The sequence below is a fragment of the Spiroplasma endosymbiont of Halictus nicosiae genome, from assembly GCF_978018445.1.
Genome location: NZ_OZ389573.1, coordinates 2,279,257 through 2,295,231, shown reverse-complemented (window position 1 = coordinate 2,295,231; position 15,975 = coordinate 2,279,257). Strand labels below are relative to the sequence as shown.

The window sequence follows — 15,975 nt, the reverse complement described above, 5'->3', positions numbered from 1 at the left end:
CTATCTTAATTTTTCAAAAAATTTCTTAATTAAATCTTTTAAAATCATATTTTCCTCATGTTTTCTAACATGTTGAACTTTTAATTTTGAAACATCAAAAGTATGATTAGACTTTAAAAAACCATATTTTTCATTTGATAAATAATAATTAATAACTTTAATTCCTGAATTAATTATTGCTCCTAGGCACATCATACATGGTTCAACAGTAACTCATATTGAACAATCACTAATTTTATTTGTTCGTTTTTTTCGACATGCTTGATTTAAAGCATAAATCTCAGCGTGTGTTGTTACTGAATTTTTTGTTGTTTTATTATATCCAATGGCAATAATTTTACCATTTTGGTCAACAACTAATGCAGAAATTGGAACATGTTTTTTTTTATATGCTCGTTGTGATAACTTATATAATTTATTGAAAATTAATGTAGTATCTGTCATAAATTCACCCTTATCATAAAAAATGTCATTACACATAGTCCTTAGTCTTATGGCTGCTACCTTCCGGTCCTGACCAATTTCAAATGTAACTATTGTAATGACATAAATAATTATAGCATATAATTTTATTTTCCGTATCCTTTTTATTAAAAACCGCAATGTTTCACGTGAAACATTTTAAACAATAACAGTTTGACCTTGAAAATAAGGTTGCAATTTTTTGGGAATTATAATAGTCCCATCTTCATTTTGATAATTTTCTAAAATGGCAGCAATTAAACGATCAATTGCTAAACCTGATCCATTTAAAGTATGAACATATTTTATTTCATTATTATCATCACGATAACGTAATTTCATCCGACGTGCTTGAAAATCAAGACAATTTGAACAAGACGAAATTTCCCGATATTTATTCTGACCAGGCATTCATACTTCTACATCATATGTTTTTGTTGAAGAAAATCCCATATCACCTGAACACAACAAGATTACACGGTATGGAATTTCCAATAATCGAAGAATATTTTCTGCATCTAATACCATTTTTTCTAATTCTTCAAATGAAGCTTCTTCGGTAGTAAATTTAACCATTTCAACCTTTTTAAACTGGTGTAAACGAATAATTCCTTTTGTATCACGCCCAGCAGAACCAGCTTCCTGACGAAAACATGGTGTATAAGCAGTATGATAAATTGGTAACTGATCTTCCCCCAAAATTTCTTCACGGTATAAATTAGTTACTGGTACTTCTGCAGTTGGAATTAAATATAAATTATCTTTTTCAATATAATATAAATCCTCTTTAAATTTTGGCAAGTTTCCTGTCCCATACATAATTTGTGGTTGTACTAAAATTGGTGGTTCAATTTCAATATAACCTCGTTTTGCATGTTCATCTAACATAAAGTTCATTAAAGCACGTTCTAATTTAGCTCCCATTCCTTTATATACTACAAAACGTGAACCTGATATTTTAGTTCCCCGATCAAAATCAATTAAGTCTAATACTGTCGCTACTTCTCAATGTTCTTTTACTTTCTTATGATTTGAAATTTTACCTCATTTACGAATTTCCACATTATCGTTTTCATCTTTCCCACTAGGAACTGAATCATCTGGAACGTTAGGCGTAACTTCTAAAATTGCTTTAATTTTTTCTTCAACTTTATTTAGTTGTTCATCAATTACTTCCATTTCTTGTTTAATAGTATTAATTAATTCTTTAATTGTTTGTACTTCTTGGTCTTTTTTTTCTACTATTAAAGTTCCAACTTTTTTTGATTCAAGATTTCGTTTTTCTTTTAATTTTTCTGATTTAACAATTAATTCGCGACGTTGAACTAATAATTTTTTAATATCTTGTAAATATGAAAAATCATCATGACGGCGATTTAATTTCTTCATTATTTCGTCAAAATTTTCAAAATTTTTTTTCTGATCTAACATTTTTATTTTTCTCCTTAAATGTTAATTTTCTTTTTTAAAATTTCAATAACTTCTAATTTATCATCCTGTTCTAATCGCATAATTTTAACACCCGATGTTGTTCGGCCAAATAATGGAATTTGTTTTAGCGAAACACGAATAATATTTCCTTTTTTTGTTCCTACTAAAATATCTTCATCACCACTTACAGCTTGAACAAATTTTAAATATCCTGTTTTATCTGTTAAGTTCATTGACTTAACACCCTTAGTATTTCGTCCTATCAAACGATAATCTTCAATTGCTGTTTTTTTCGCATAACCATTTTCAGTTACTGATAAAACATATTTCGCATACCGTCACCGTCCTGAACTCACCCCAATGGTTTCTCCAACAGCATCGTTAGCAATTCCTTTAACCCCTACTGATTGTCGTGTCATTGGTCTAATTTCTTCTTCATTAAATCGAATTACTTTTCCAATATTATTTCCAATAATAACATCATCATGTCCTTTTGTAATAATCACGCTTACTAATTCATCATTATCTTTTAACTCAATTGCTACTTTTCCTGTTTGACGAATTTGATTAAATTCACTTATCTTTGTTTTTTTAATAAGACCTTTTTTTGTCACAAAAAATAAATTATCCTCTGTTGAAATTGACTCATCTATAGCAATAATTGTTTGAATGCTTTCTGTTTTATCAATTGCGATTAAATTAATAATTGGTAACCCCCGTGCATGTCGTGAATATGTTTCAATTTGATAAGCTCGTAATTTATACACTTTTCCAAAATTTGAAAAAATTAATAATGAGTCAATACTATTAGCACTAATAATTTTCTTTAAACTATCTTCAATATTTGCTAAACCAATAATCCCTTTTCCACCACGATTTTGTAATTTAAAAGTATCATCAGCTACTCGTTTAACATAACCATCTTGTGTTAACATAATTAAAATGTCTTCCCGGCGAATTAATTCTTCTGGATCAATTTCTGTTAACTCTTCCTTAATAATGTGACTACGCCGCTCATCACCATATTTTTTCTTGATTTCTGTTAATTTCGTAATCATAATGTCAATTTGTTTTTCACTATTATTAATAATCTCTTCTAATTCAGTTATTGCTACTTTAATATCTTTAATTTCATTAATAATTTTTTCAATTTCTAATCCAGTTAATCTTTGTAAGCGCATTTCTAAAATTGCTCGTGCTTGTTCAACTACCAAATTAAATTTATTAATTAAAGCATTTGATGCAATCTGTGTTGTTTGTGATTGTTTAATAATTGTAATTACTTCATCAATATTATCAAGCGCAATTTTTAATCCTTCTAAAATGATTAAACGATTACGATTTTTCTTTAATTCAAACTGACTACGTTTAATAATAATATCAATTTGATGTTCAATAAAATATTTTAAAATTTGTTTTAAACCCATTACTCTTGGTTGGTTTTTGTATAATGCTAAAATATTTAACGAAAAATTAGTTTGAAGTGGTGTTAATTTATATAACTTATTTAAAATAACATTTTCTTGAGCATCACGTTTTAATTCTAAAACAATACGAACCCCCTCCATGTTTGATTCATCACGAAGATCACTAATTCCATTAATAATTTTGTCGCGAATTAATTCTGCAATTCGTTCCAACAATTTTGCTTTATTAATTTGATATGGAATCTCTGACACAATAATTCGTCTTTTATTATTATTTTCTTCAATATCAATTTTTGAACGAATTGTAATTGCTCCATTTCCTGTTTCATAAGCTTTAATTAAGCCGTTTCCAGCCGTAATTAATGCTCCCGTTGGAAAATCAGGTCCTTTAATAATTTTCATTAATTCAACAGTTGTTATTTCAGAATTTTTTGTTACCGCAATAACACCATCAATTACTTCATTCAAATTATGAGGTGGAATATTAGTTGCCATTCCAACAGCAATTCCACTAGCTCCATTAACTAATAAATTTGGAAAATATCCTGGTAAAAAAGTCGGTTCTTCTTCACTGCCATCATAATTGTCAATAAAAATTGTTGTTTCTTTTTCAATATCTTTGATTAGTTCACCAGCAATTTTACTCATTTTTGCTTCCGTATATCGCATTGCCGCTGGAGCATCACCATCCATTGAACCAAAATTTCCATGCCCATCAATTAAAGGATAACGATAAGAAAAATCTTGTGCCATCCGAACCATTGCTTCATAAACAGCAGTATCACCATGGGGATGATATTTCCCGATTACTTCACCAACAATTCGAGCTGATTTCTTATGTTGTTTATCGTAAGTCATTTTTAAATCTCACATTGCATAAATAATACGGCGATGAACTGGTTTTAATCCGTCACGAACATCAGGAATTGCACGTGAAATAATAACTGACATTGCATAATCTAAAAAGCCATTTTTCATTTCATCAGCAATATCAATATCACGAATTTTACCATCATAATCATATCCATCATTTTCTGATTTCATCATTATATCTCCCTTCTAGACATCTAAATTTTTAACATATTTTGCATTTTCACGAATAAATTTTTTTCGTGGTTCAACATTTTCACCCATTAATTCATTACAAATTAAATTTGCTTCAAATGCATTATTAACAGAAACTTTCAATAATAAACGCCGTTCTGGATCCATTGTTGTTTCTCATAATTGTTCTGGATTCATTTCTCCTAATCCTTTATAACGTTGAATTGTATAATTTTTATTTTGTTTTAATAATTCTTCTTTATAAAGTTCTAATTCATTATCACTATAAGCATATTGAATCTGATTACCATTTTGAATTTTGTATAGTGGTGGTTGAGCAATATAAATATTGCCATTTTCAATCAAATCTTTCATATAACGATAAAAAAATGTCAATAATAAAATTCGAATATGTGCACCATCAACATCAGCATCAGTCATAATAATTACCTTTTGATAACGTAATTTTTTATCATTAAAATTATCTTTAATACCTGCTCCTAATGCGGTAATAATTGAATTAATTTCATTATTTTCAAATATTTTAATTTGTTTTGCTTTTTCAACATTTAAAATTTTTCCTCGTAATGGTAAAATTGCTTGAAATTTTCGATTTCGACCAGATTTAGCACTGCCACCAGCAGAATCCCCTTCAACAATATAAAGTTCAGCTATTTTAGCATCTTTTGTTTCACAATCTGCTAATTTACCTGGTAATGAAAAACTATCCATTACGGTCTTACGACGTGTTGTTTCTTTTGCACGTTGTGCAGCAATTCTTGCTTTTAATGATAAACTTATTTTTTCAATAATTTTTTTTGCATCTTCTGGATTTTCTAACAAATAACTACTTAATCCTTTTCCAACAATATTAGAAACATTTTTTTTAACTTCACTATTTCCTAACTTTGTTTTAGTTTGACCTTCATATTGCGGATCCGGATGACGAATAGAAATTATTGTTGTCATTCCTTCTTTAATGTCATCTCAAGTAAATTTATCTTCATTACCTTTATTATTTTTATTAATATTTTTAAAATAATTATTTATTTCACGAACAATGGCTAATTTAATACCTTCTTCGTGGGTTCCACCCTCATGGGTATTAATGTTATTACAAAAAGAAAAAATATTTTCTGAATAATTGTTATTATATTGTAACCCAAATTCAACAACAATATTATCTTCTATTCCTTCAACATAAAAAACATCGTTTAATGGCGTACCAATTGTTTTATTTAATTCTAAAACATAATTTTTAATTCCATTATTAAATTGATAAACAACCATTTTTTCTTCATCATCTTCTCGTAAATCAACTAATGATATTTCTAATCCTTTATTTAAAAAAGCTAATTGTTTAATTCGATTTTGAATTGTTGAAAAACTAAAAATTGTTATTTCTTTAAAAATCTTTTCATCTGGTAAAAAAGTTACTGTTGTTCCAGTTTCTGAAGTTGAACCAACTTCTTTAATTGGTGTTAAAATTTGACCACCATTATGAAACTCCATTACATATTTTTTATTATTTTTTTTAACTTCAACTTTTAAATATTTACTTAAAGCATTAACAACACTAGCTCCTACTCCATGTAAGCCACCAGAAATTTTATATGTATTTGAATCAAATTTTCCTCCTGCATGTAAAATAGTAAAAACAGTTTCTAATGTTGAAACTTTTGTTTTTGGGTGAATTTCAATTGGAATTCCACGGCCATTGTCAACAACTGTAATTGATTCATCTTTATTAATGATAATTTTAATTTTATTAGCAAAATTAGCTAAAACTTCATCAATTGAGTTATCAACAATTTCTCAAACTAAATGATGTAAGCCTCTAGCATTTGTCGCCCCAATATACATTCCTGGTCGTTTTCGAACTGATTCTAAACCTTCTAAAATTTGAATTGATTCTGAATTATAATTATCACCCATAAATAATTCTCTCCTTTTCTGCTTTCTTTTATTTTACCATTACTACCTAATTTTAGGGCTAAATTATCAAATATATTTTTAAATATTCTAAAAAATATTTTTATATTTTTAGTGTCTAATTTAACCCTATAAAAAAGTTATAAAATAAAAAAACTCAATAATGAGTTTTTAATATGATCGAATTGGCAAAACTAATTGTTGTAATGTTGGATCATCATTAGCAGTAATAATTAATGGTTTTGTTTCATCAATCATTTTAATTGTAATTTCTTTTGTTTTAAAGGCTTTTAAAGCATCCAAAATATACTTTGAATTAAAAGCAATTGTTTGGTCTGCTCCTTCAACTTTAAAATCTTTAATTTCTTCTTCTGTGTTACCAATTTCTTGCGTAAATGAAATAACTAAAACTTTTTGTTCTTTTATTTTTAATGTAACAATTGTTGTCATCGCCTCATTTGACAAAACACTAGCTCGCTCAATAATTTTAATTAGTTCACGATTATTGATTGTTAATGAAGTATTAAAGGAAGTTGGAATAACTTTACTTGTATCAGGATATTTTCCTTCAATAATTTTTGTTTGAACAATTGTATTATTATTAATAATAATACTAACTGACTTATCAGTAATTTTCATTTTAATTTCTTGGCCATTTTCTGAAATTAAACGGCCAATTTCATTAATAAATTTTCCAGGAATAATAACATCAAAATTATAATTATTACTATAAGCAATCTTTTTACATGATAATCGAAATGAATCAGTGGCAGTAATTATTAATTCTTTATTATTTTGATCTGTTTTAATATTTAAACCATTAAAAACTATTCTTTTTTCTTTTTCTCCAATTGCAAAACTTGTTTGTGAAATAATTTCTTTTAATACTATACTTGTAAAATTTATTTCTTTACCCTCTGTTTCAAATGATAAATGTGGATAATCTGCTGAGTTTAATGTATTTAAAACTGAATCAAAATTACTTGCTTTGATTTTAATTAAATTACCCTCAACTACTTCCAAGGTAATAAATTCATCTTCAATTTTACGAATAACTTCAACAATAAATTTATTTTTAATTAAGACACTTCCAATTCGAGTAATACTTAAATCATTGCTCATAATTTCTGATTTAATTGATGTATAACCATCAGAAGTAGTGAAAGTAATTTTGTCTTTTTTAACTTCAATTAAAATTCCTAGTAGTGAAGGAATTAAAGTCTTTTGAGAAATTATTCGACTTACTTTCAATAATTCATCTAATATTTTATCTCTTTTAATCTTTACAATCATTTTGTTACTCCTTACTTTAGTATATTCTGTAATATATAAATAATTATATACTATTGTTAAAACATTGTTTTTTATTTATTAGTATTATAATGTAGAAAATGTGGAAAAATTGATAAAGTTTTAAATATTATTATTTTTTATTTAAAAACAAGTGTGGAAAACATTGTGCTATTTTCCTTCAATTTTTCTACGAATTGCATTTACTAAATGTTTAAATTCTTTGTTTGTGCTAATATGTGCTTCAACTTTTTTAACACTATTCATAACAGTTGTGTGGTCTTTACCACCAAACTCAGTTCCAATTCTTGTAAATGGTTCATCTAATAATGTTCGACAAAAATACATTGCTAATTGTCGTGCTTGCATTACATTGCTAACTCGTGATTTACTCATCATTGCTTTGAAAGTAATATTATAATTATCAGCAACAATTTGTTTAATTTTTTTAGGGGTAATTTTTTCATTGTTTTGCAGAGGAGCATTTTTAAATGCTTTTTCAACATCAGCTAATGTAATAATTTCATTTGGTTTTTTGTTCATAACAGCTAAAAATAATAATCGCTTAATTGCTCCTTCTAACTTTCTAACATCACTGTTAAAATTTAAAGCAATAAATTCTAGTGATTCTTCTGAAAATAATCCTAAGTTATTTTGATGTTTTAGTTTTTGTTCTAATATTTTAAGAGCTGTTTCAAAATCTGGTGAATCTAAACCAATACTTAAACCATATGAAAAACGAGAAATAATTCTAGATTCAAAACCACCTAGATCATCAGGATATTTATCAGAAGTAATTACAATTTGTTTATTTTTTTCAATATATGAGTTAAAAATATGAAAAAATAATTCATTTGTTTTATTACGTTTTGCTAATAATTGTATGTCATCAATTAATAAACAGTCGTAAATATCATAAGATGTTTTAAAAGCTTCAATAATTTCATGTCCTTGATTTAAAATATCCATAGCAATTTTCCCAAACTCATCAGCTTTTAAATATTTTACTCGGTTATTTGTTTTATAAATTTCATTTACCTTATTTTCAATTGCATGTAATAAATGTGTTTTTCCTAGTCCAGAGTCTCCATATATGAATAATGGATTTCATTTTTTCCCAAGATCTAGAGCAACTGCTAAAGCTGCTTGCATTGCTTCATGATTAGAATCTCCACGAACAAAATTTTCAAAAGTATAATTTTCATAATAAACAATGTTATTGTTTTCTGTTAATGTATCAATTTTACTAATTACAGATGCTTGCTTATTAATATTTTTTTCTAATTCAAAAGAAATATTATATTGGATTCCAGTCAGTTTTTTTAAGATATTTTTAATTTTTTCATTTAATCCTGCTTCAAAAACACCAATTGCAATTTCTGATTTTGTTGTAATTAAGCAGTTATTATCAGATACAGTATATAAGTTTGTGTCACTAATATAGTAGTTGTAAATTTCTGGGGAAACTGATTCATCACGAGATAATATTTCTTTAACTTCAATCCATAATTCTTTTGTGTTCATTAATTTCATCTCCGATAGTTTTTATCGTTATTAATTATAAATAAAAAATGTGGAAAAGTATTTAAAAATGATCAAAATTAATAAAAATTAATAGTTTTCCACATTAAATATTTTTTATATTATCTTTAAAAGCATTGTTTTTATTGATTATTTTTATTGTTTTCCACATTATTAACATTTTATGGTGTAAATTGTTTTTTATTGTGGAAAGTGATAAAGTTTTACAATAATATTTATTAATGAAGCATTCCGAACAAGATTTATCCAATTATTTGGTGAAGAAAATTTAAATAATTTATCATATGTTCAAAATTTATTTAGTAAATTTAAATTAACAAATCATGGTAGTGGGCATAATTTATATAATAACAGGATAACTATTCATTTAGTAGAAACTGTTTTTTGTAATCGTGTTGTTGATTGCATAAATTCTAACTTATATAGATTTCGTGGTGAAAATCGTGCAACATTTAGTAGCACAATTTTAGCTGAAGTAAGAGTATTAGGATTAGATAATTTATCAGAGGAATAATTAATTGAAAATTATTTGAATAATATGAGGCTAATAGGTACTTGGACAGGATCTATTGAAATTGAAGCAATAACTAATATGTTAAACACTAATATTATGAGGAATAACGAACTTTTTTATTTAGAAAATCAAAATCAAAATGAAATTAATCATATATATATTTACTATATTAACTATAATCATTATAATTTTGTTTTAGCAAGAGAGACTAATCAAGAGGAAAATAAAATGGATATTGATGAGTCAGAGCAAGTTTCAACACCAATTCCTTTTTCAAGTGTTAGTACTAACACTTATTTAGGACAGTTATCGGATAATACTCCCGAAATTATTATTATATAGAATATCACAACTAAATCCTAGATTTGACTTCAATCAAATTTATGTAACTGATATTCAAGAAAATAATGCAGTAGTTTTACCATTTGTTCCTCCTTTATGAAAAGGGAAAATTCCAACAGTAGTTCATTTTTCTTTATTTCAGGATAGAAAAAAACAACCCATTATTCAATATAAAAATGTTCATCAAGATGATTGAAAAACAAAAGAAATTGATTTTAAAAAAACAACAATGCCTACACCAATAAATTCTCAAATACATTCTAGTTTTTGTACTTTAGCAGTATTAGAGAATCTATTAATTAATAATATTGCAAAAAATCCTAATGTTTCTTTATCACAAAGTGAACTTTTTAATTTTTTAAGAAAAGTATAAAATCAATGATATTACTAAAAATGGATTAAACATTTATGCTATTTATAAATTTTTAAAAGATGATCCTGAAGTTAGTAAAAGTTTAGTAGGTAGATATTCTTATTTTTTCTTTCATAATTTTTTCTTTCATAATTTATTTAATGATAAAAAAAAAAAAAAAAAAGAATGATATTATTTCAAATGTTAGTATGAACTTCGCTTTATTTTAGTACTCCTGTTATAATGGGAACATTTAATAGTAAAGGAATGGGACATTGTATTTCAATTTCAGGAATTAGACCAAATGAAAATCCATTTAAAACTGAATATATAATTAGAGACCCCGATATATGAGAAAATAATGTAAGAATCGGGCAAGAATTAAGTATAAATGGGAATGATTTATATAGTTCTTTGTTTAAAAAAGAAGGTATATTTGGTGCTTTTTTAATAAGCACTTATGTTTTTGGTTCTATATTTATTCCAAGTTTTATAAATATGATGCGTGAAAATATGCCATTTTTTCAAAGTGCTTTGGGAACTATTGACCGTATTCCTACTCCGTTAATAAGTGAAGATAGCATTGCTACTGAAGATTATATTTTAAATTCAAATTATTTATTTGATAATGAACTTTTAAACATATTGTTTAAGAATTTTATGTAGTTAATATGCAGTACTAATTGATAAATTTAAATGATTTTAGGAAATGTTTATATAATTTAAAATATAGTTTTAGTAACTTTAATTTTGTTTAAAAAGTGGATTTGTACATTAATTGATATAATAATGAACGAATTTTTGTAAAATATCAAATGTCTCCTATAAATGCACGAAGTTTATGAGAAAATAAGATAAACTTTAAAAAAGTGAACTTATATGGGTAGATACATAGGTATAGTTTTTACAATTTAAATGTAAATTTTATTGGTCTATTTTACTTTTTTTGTTATAATTAATACAATTTAATACTTACAATAATACTATATATACTAGAAATATGGTCTAGTGTCTCTACAGTTAACCTTAAATTAAATACTATAGGTCTTAATTTATTTTTAATTTGTTAAGACTGTTTGTTAATTGGTTTTAATGGTCATGTTTTTTTTATTAAATTTTTTGTATTAAATATTTTGGAGGAACAAACATGCAAATTAAAAAATCTTATACCTTTAATGATCTACTATTAGTTCCACAAAAATCAGATATTTTACCATATCAGATTGACTTAAGAACTAAACTAACAAAAAATATTGAATTAAATATTCCTTTTATATCTTCAGCAATGGATACTGTTACTGAATCAAAATTGGCAATCGCAATTGCTCGTGAGGGTGGAATTGGAATTATTCATAAAAATTTATCAATTGATAAACAAGCAGCAGAAGTTGAAAAAGTTAAACGTAACGAATCAGGTTTTATTATTAATCCGATAACATTAAAACCAACAATGACAGTTCAGGATGCTGAAAATATTATGGCTCAGTATCGTATTTCTGGTTTACCAATTGTTGATGAAGAAAATAGATTATTGGGAATAATTACAAATCGGGATATTAGAGCATGTCATGATTTAACTGCTTCTGTGGATAAATTTATGACTGTAAAAAACTTAATTATAACTCATGAAAATATTGATTTAGAACAAGCAAAAGATATTTTGTTAAATAATCGTATTGAAAAATTACCAATCGTTAATGAAAAAAATGTGTTAATTGGGTTAATTACCATTAAAGATATTAATAATCGTGACGAATATCCTAATGCTTGTAAAGATGAACAAGGACGATTACGAGTAGGTGCAGCCGTTGGAATTGAAGAAAATACATTATTACGTGTTGAAAAACTTGTTGTCGTTGGGGTTGATGTAATTGTTGTTGACTCAGCGCATGGTCATAGTCAAGGTATTATTAATATGGTTAAAAAAATTAAAAAAGCTTTTCCGACGATTAATTTAATTGCTGGGAATGTTGTTACTGCTCAAGGAGCTTTAGATTTAATTGCAGCTGGTGCTAATGCAATTAAAGTTGGTGTCGGACCAGGAAGTATTTGTACAACAAGAGTTGTTGCTGGAGTTGGAGTTCCTCAAATGACAGCCATTAATGATGTTTATGAGGTTTGTAAAGGAAAAGAAATTCCGGTCATTGCTGATGGTGGAATTAAATATTCTGGGGATGTTGTTAAAGCACTTGCAGCTGGTGCTAATGCAGTAATGATGGGTTCAGTTTTTGCATCAACATTTGAAGCACCTGGTGAAGAAATGATTGTTGAAGGTAAAAAATATAAAACATATATGGGAATGGGTTCATTAGCTGCTATGAAAAAAGGTAGTGCTGATCGTTATTTTCAAAATAAAAATCGTAAATTAGTTTCAGAAGGAGTTGAAGGACGAGTTTTATTAAAGGGTAAATTAAGTGATATTTTATTTCAATTTATTGGTGGTGTACGGAGCGGTTTTGGTTATTGTGGTGCAAAAAATATTCTAATGTTGCAAAAAACAGCTCAGTTTGTGGAAATTTCAAATAATGGTTTAAAAGAATCACATCCACATGATATTGCAATTACCAAAGAACCACCAAATTACACAAAATAATATTATTATAAGCAAAAAGATAAATGGAGATGAGAAAGCATATCAATCTCCATTTTTATTTTTAAAAAAATATTATTTTAATTGATATTTTTTATTAATTAAGATACTATTTATATGATGTCTTAATAATTTATATCATAAGGAGGTGCTAGTAATGAAAAGAACGTGACAACCAAGTAAAATTAAACATAAAAGAACACATGGTTTTCGAGTAAGAATGGAATCAGCTTCAGGCCGTAAAGTTTTAAGTAAAAGAAGAGCGAAAGGAAGAAAAGTATTATCAGCTTAAAATACTGGTAAAATACTTTATTTTCTATTTGTGTCGAAATGTGAAAAAAAATTTATTGTTAAAAAAAATTATGAATTTCAAAAAATAATAAATCATCGTTCTTTTATTAAAACTAACCCTTATTTTATTTATTTTAAAAGAAATGATCTTAATTATCATCGTTTTGGAATATCTGTTGGTAAAAAATTAGGAAATGCCGTTGTTAGAAATAAAGTAAAAAGACAAATTCGAAGTATGTTAAATTTTGATTTTTCAGCAACAGAAGGTTATGATCAAATCATTATTGTTCGAAAATCATATTTTAACAATAGTTATTTAATTAATAAAGAAATTTTATTAAATCAAATCAAAATGTAAAAAGGAGGCGAAATAGTGAACTATCGTGATTATATTTTCTCCGATGGGAAAAGAACACGAAAACCTTGATATTCAATTGCCTGGAAATGAACAAAATTAGTCCTGTATATTTTTTTAATTATATCAATGTTATGAGGTTGTGGGCAAATGATGGTTCCAAAATATGGGACTGCCCAAATTTTAGATGTTTCTGGTCAGAAAGTATATAAACCAGGAGTTTTCTTTGAAATTATTTTAGGATACGCTAATGTTGGGAAAGAACATTTTTTTCATTTTGAAAATGGACAACTATATGAATATCCATATTTAGCAATTAGAACATGATCTGATGCTTTTGTTAAAACATCTTCACCATTTTATGGCTGTTTTGTGTTTCCTGTTGCTTGAATTTTAGTTAATTTAATTTATGGTTTTGGTGGATTAGATAATGGTGCAGGAATTATTGGCGCATTATTCTTAACTTCATTAATTGTGCGTTTAATTACTTTAATGTTTAGTTGAAAAGCACAACGAAATCAAGACAAAATGCAATTAATGCAAATTAAACAAGCAGAAATTCAGGCCAAATATAAGGGTTCAAAAGATCCAGCGGCAAAACAAAAGCAACAAATGGAAATGATGCAGTTGTATCGCAAAGAAGGAGTTTCACCATTATCCACAATTGGTTCGTCTTTTTTATCAATTCCGTTTTTAATTGCGATGTATACTGTTGTTAGAGCAACACGAGAATTAAAAATGGCGACAATTGGGCAAATTTCTTTAATTGAAAAGCCATGAGATATGATTACTAGTGGAAATTATGTTTATTTAGCTTTATTATTTGTATATTTGCCTATTCAAATTCTTTCAATGATTTTACCAACTATTTTAAATCTTCGTAAAACAAGAGTTATTACAAAGGAACAGAAAAAAGCACGTAAACGGCAATTTATTATGCAAGGAGTAATGATTGTTGTCTTCTTTGTAGTTACAATTTCAATTGCATCTGGGGTTGCTATTTATTGAATTTTCTCAGCCTTTATTCAAATTTTACAAACATTAGGATTTAATTTCTTACGAGTTAAGAAACGAAGAAAAAAAAAAAAAAAAAAAAGAATTGTTTGGACAAAGAATTAAACATTTATTTGTTAGAAAACAACATTTAAAAACAACTAATAATATTGAAAATGTTGAAATTACAAAAACAAAACAAGTAAAAACAAATAATGCCGATAAAATTTCTTATAATCGGGTTAAATCAAAACCTAAAAAATCTAAATTTTCTTTACATAGTAAGAAAAAAAAAAAAAAAAAGATTAATGATTTTCATAAAAAAATTTAAGTCGCAAAAAAAATTAGAGAATTTTTAAATAATTCAAATAAAAACTTCTTTTATAAAACTGAATTATCAACAAAATGATTTTTTCAGCGACTAGAAGTAACCTTTTTTGAAATTAATGATATTATTTCTTTTTGTAAAGAACATTTAGGTAGTATTATTAAAGATATCTTATTAATGAAAGATTATGAGATGTCTTTTTCATATTCTAATAAACAATTTTTAATTACATTAAATATTAGAGGTTTTAAAATAAATATTAATATTTTTGATTTTGTTTTTATTCTAGAAACATTATTACATACATATATTAGTCGTAAATTTCAAAATGATTTTAAATTTATTATTATTTTTAATTATGATAAATTAATGTTATTAGAAGCTGTACAAAGTGTTGTTAATAGAGTTTTATCATCAAAAAAAGATCAATTATTGCCCTGTTATGAATAAAGAGCAACGAAAATTAGTTCATAGTAATGTTCTAAAATTTCCAGAAGTAATTTCAAAGTCAATTGGCTCGGAAAATACTCGCCAAATTGTTCTTAAGTATAATTATAAAAAATAATTATTTTTAAATAATAAACAAATTTTTGTAAAATATCAAATGTTTCCTACAAATGTAGGAAGTTTATGAGAAAAAAAGATAGATTTTAGAAAACTGAACTTATGTGGATAGGTACACAGTCTAAAATATTAGTCAAGTTTATAAAAAATTGGGCGAGTAAAAAAGATACGGGTTTTTCCAAAAAGGGAAAATCCGTTTTTATTTGTTAAAAACAAGTTTGTTTATTAAACTTTTAATTAAATTTGTTAAATTAACAAAAAAGTTAACAAATGTTTTTTTTAGTATGCTTTTTTCTACTAACACCAACATGTTAATAAACAAGTTAATAAACAAGTTAAATAATTAGTTAAATAATGTGTTCAATAACATGTTATCTAACATGTTTAAAAACACTTTATTAACAACAGACTGGAGGTTTTTAAAATTAAATATAGACAAAAACTTGTATATGTTTATATGAATAAAAATTATATACAAGATGTAAAATTTGATACTTTTAATTGTAGAAACTGCGTTT

At 26.0% G+C, this 15,975-nt stretch carries 14 protein-coding genes, 1 other RNA gene and 1 riboswitch; of the genes, 8 read left to right on the top strand and 7 right to left on the bottom strand.

Annotated elements, in window-relative coordinates; all coding sequences use genetic code 4:
- From ACZ91P_RS15480 to dnaA, 7 genes are all read right to left on the bottom strand, one after another.
- Complete coding sequence (locus ACZ91P_RS15480) at nt 1–444, bottom strand: deaminase (RefSeq protein ID WP_465157212.1); 444 nt, start codon at nt 442–444, stop codon at nt 1–3.
- A 16-nt stretch (nt 445–460) separates the two neighbouring features.
- An RNA gene (gene ffs / locus ACZ91P_RS15475) (signal recognition particle sRNA small type) lies at nt 461–551 on the bottom strand.
- Nucleotides 552–621: 70 nt separating this feature from the next.
- On the bottom strand, nt 622–1,893 hold the full coding sequence (gene serS, locus ACZ91P_RS15470; protein ID WP_465157211.1) for a serine--tRNA ligase: 1,272 nt from the start codon (nt 1,891–1,893) through the stop codon (nt 622–624).
- A gap of 14 nt (nt 1,894–1,907) precedes the next feature.
- Complete coding sequence (gene gyrA / locus ACZ91P_RS15465) at nt 1,908–4,367, bottom strand: DNA gyrase subunit A (RefSeq protein ID WP_465157210.1); 2,460 nt, start codon at nt 4,365–4,367, stop codon at nt 1,908–1,910.
- 12 nt (nt 4,368–4,379) lie between these two features.
- Entirely contained in the window at nt 4,380–6,299 is a 1,920-nt protein-coding gene (gyrB, locus tag ACZ91P_RS15460; RefSeq protein ID WP_465157209.1) for a DNA topoisomerase (ATP-hydrolyzing) subunit B, read from the bottom strand.
- A 168-nt stretch (nt 6,300–6,467) separates the two neighbouring features.
- Nucleotides 6,468–7,589, bottom strand: a complete 1,122-nt coding sequence (dnaN, locus tag ACZ91P_RS15455) for a DNA polymerase III subunit beta (protein ID WP_465157208.1) — start codon at nt 7,587–7,589, stop codon at nt 6,468–6,470.
- Nucleotides 7,590–7,757: 168 nt separating this feature from the next.
- A complete protein-coding gene (gene dnaA, locus ACZ91P_RS15450; RefSeq protein WP_465157207.1) occupies nt 7,758–9,110 on the bottom strand; it encodes a chromosomal replication initiator protein DnaA in 1,353 nt (450 codons plus the stop codon).
- Nucleotides 9,111–9,666: 556 nt separating this feature from the next.
- Between dnaA and ACZ91P_RS15445 the strand changes: the two genes are divergently transcribed.
- The 8 genes from ACZ91P_RS15445 to ACZ91P_RS15410 all read left to right on the top strand — a co-directional run bounded on the left by ACZ91P_RS15445 (nt 9,667) and on the right by ACZ91P_RS15410 (nt 15,458).
- A complete protein-coding gene (locus tag ACZ91P_RS15445; RefSeq protein ID WP_465157206.1) occupies nt 9,667–9,984 on the top strand; it encodes a hypothetical protein in 318 nt (105 codons plus the stop codon).
- A gap of 595 nt (nt 9,985–10,579) precedes the next feature.
- Nucleotides 10,580–11,002: a hypothetical protein gene (locus ACZ91P_RS15440; RefSeq protein ID WP_465157205.1), complete on the top strand. Its 423-nt coding sequence runs from the start codon at nt 10,580–10,582 to the stop codon at nt 11,000–11,002.
- Between the two features lie 297 nt (nt 11,003–11,299).
- Nucleotides 11,300–11,397, top strand: a riboswitch (purine riboswitch).
- 86 nt (nt 11,398–11,483) lie between these two features.
- On the top strand, nt 11,484–12,929 hold the full coding sequence (gene guaB / locus ACZ91P_RS15435; RefSeq protein ID WP_465157204.1) for an IMP dehydrogenase: 1,446 nt from the start codon (nt 11,484–11,486) through the stop codon (nt 12,927–12,929).
- 154 nt (nt 12,930–13,083) lie between these two features.
- On the top strand, nt 13,084–13,218 hold the full coding sequence (gene rpmH / locus ACZ91P_RS15430; protein WP_465157203.1) for a 50S ribosomal protein L34: 135 nt from the start codon (nt 13,084–13,086) through the stop codon (nt 13,216–13,218).
- A 30-nt stretch (nt 13,219–13,248) separates the two neighbouring features.
- On the top strand, nt 13,249–13,575 hold the full coding sequence (rnpA, locus tag ACZ91P_RS15425; RefSeq protein ID WP_465157202.1) for a ribonuclease P protein component: 327 nt from the start codon (nt 13,249–13,251) through the stop codon (nt 13,573–13,575).
- A 147-nt stretch (nt 13,576–13,722) separates the two neighbouring features.
- Nucleotides 13,723–14,691, top strand: coding sequence for a membrane protein insertase YidC (gene yidC, locus ACZ91P_RS15420; RefSeq protein ID WP_465157201.1), 969 nt, complete (start codon nt 13,723–13,725; stop codon nt 14,689–14,691).
- Between the two features lie 379 nt (nt 14,692–15,070).
- The gene (locus ACZ91P_RS15415) at nt 15,071–15,343 is read left to right on the top strand and encodes a hypothetical protein (RefSeq protein WP_465157200.1); all 273 of its coding nucleotides are present in this window, start codon (nt 15,071–15,073) and stop codon (nt 15,341–15,343) included.
- On the top strand, nt 15,336–15,458 hold the full coding sequence (locus tag ACZ91P_RS15410; RefSeq protein WP_465157199.1) for a R3H domain-containing nucleic acid-binding protein: 123 nt from the start codon (nt 15,336–15,338) through the stop codon (nt 15,456–15,458). Before ACZ91P_RS15415 ends, ACZ91P_RS15410 begins: the two co-directional genes overlap by 8 nt.
- Nucleotides 15,459–15,975 lie beyond the last annotated feature (517 nt).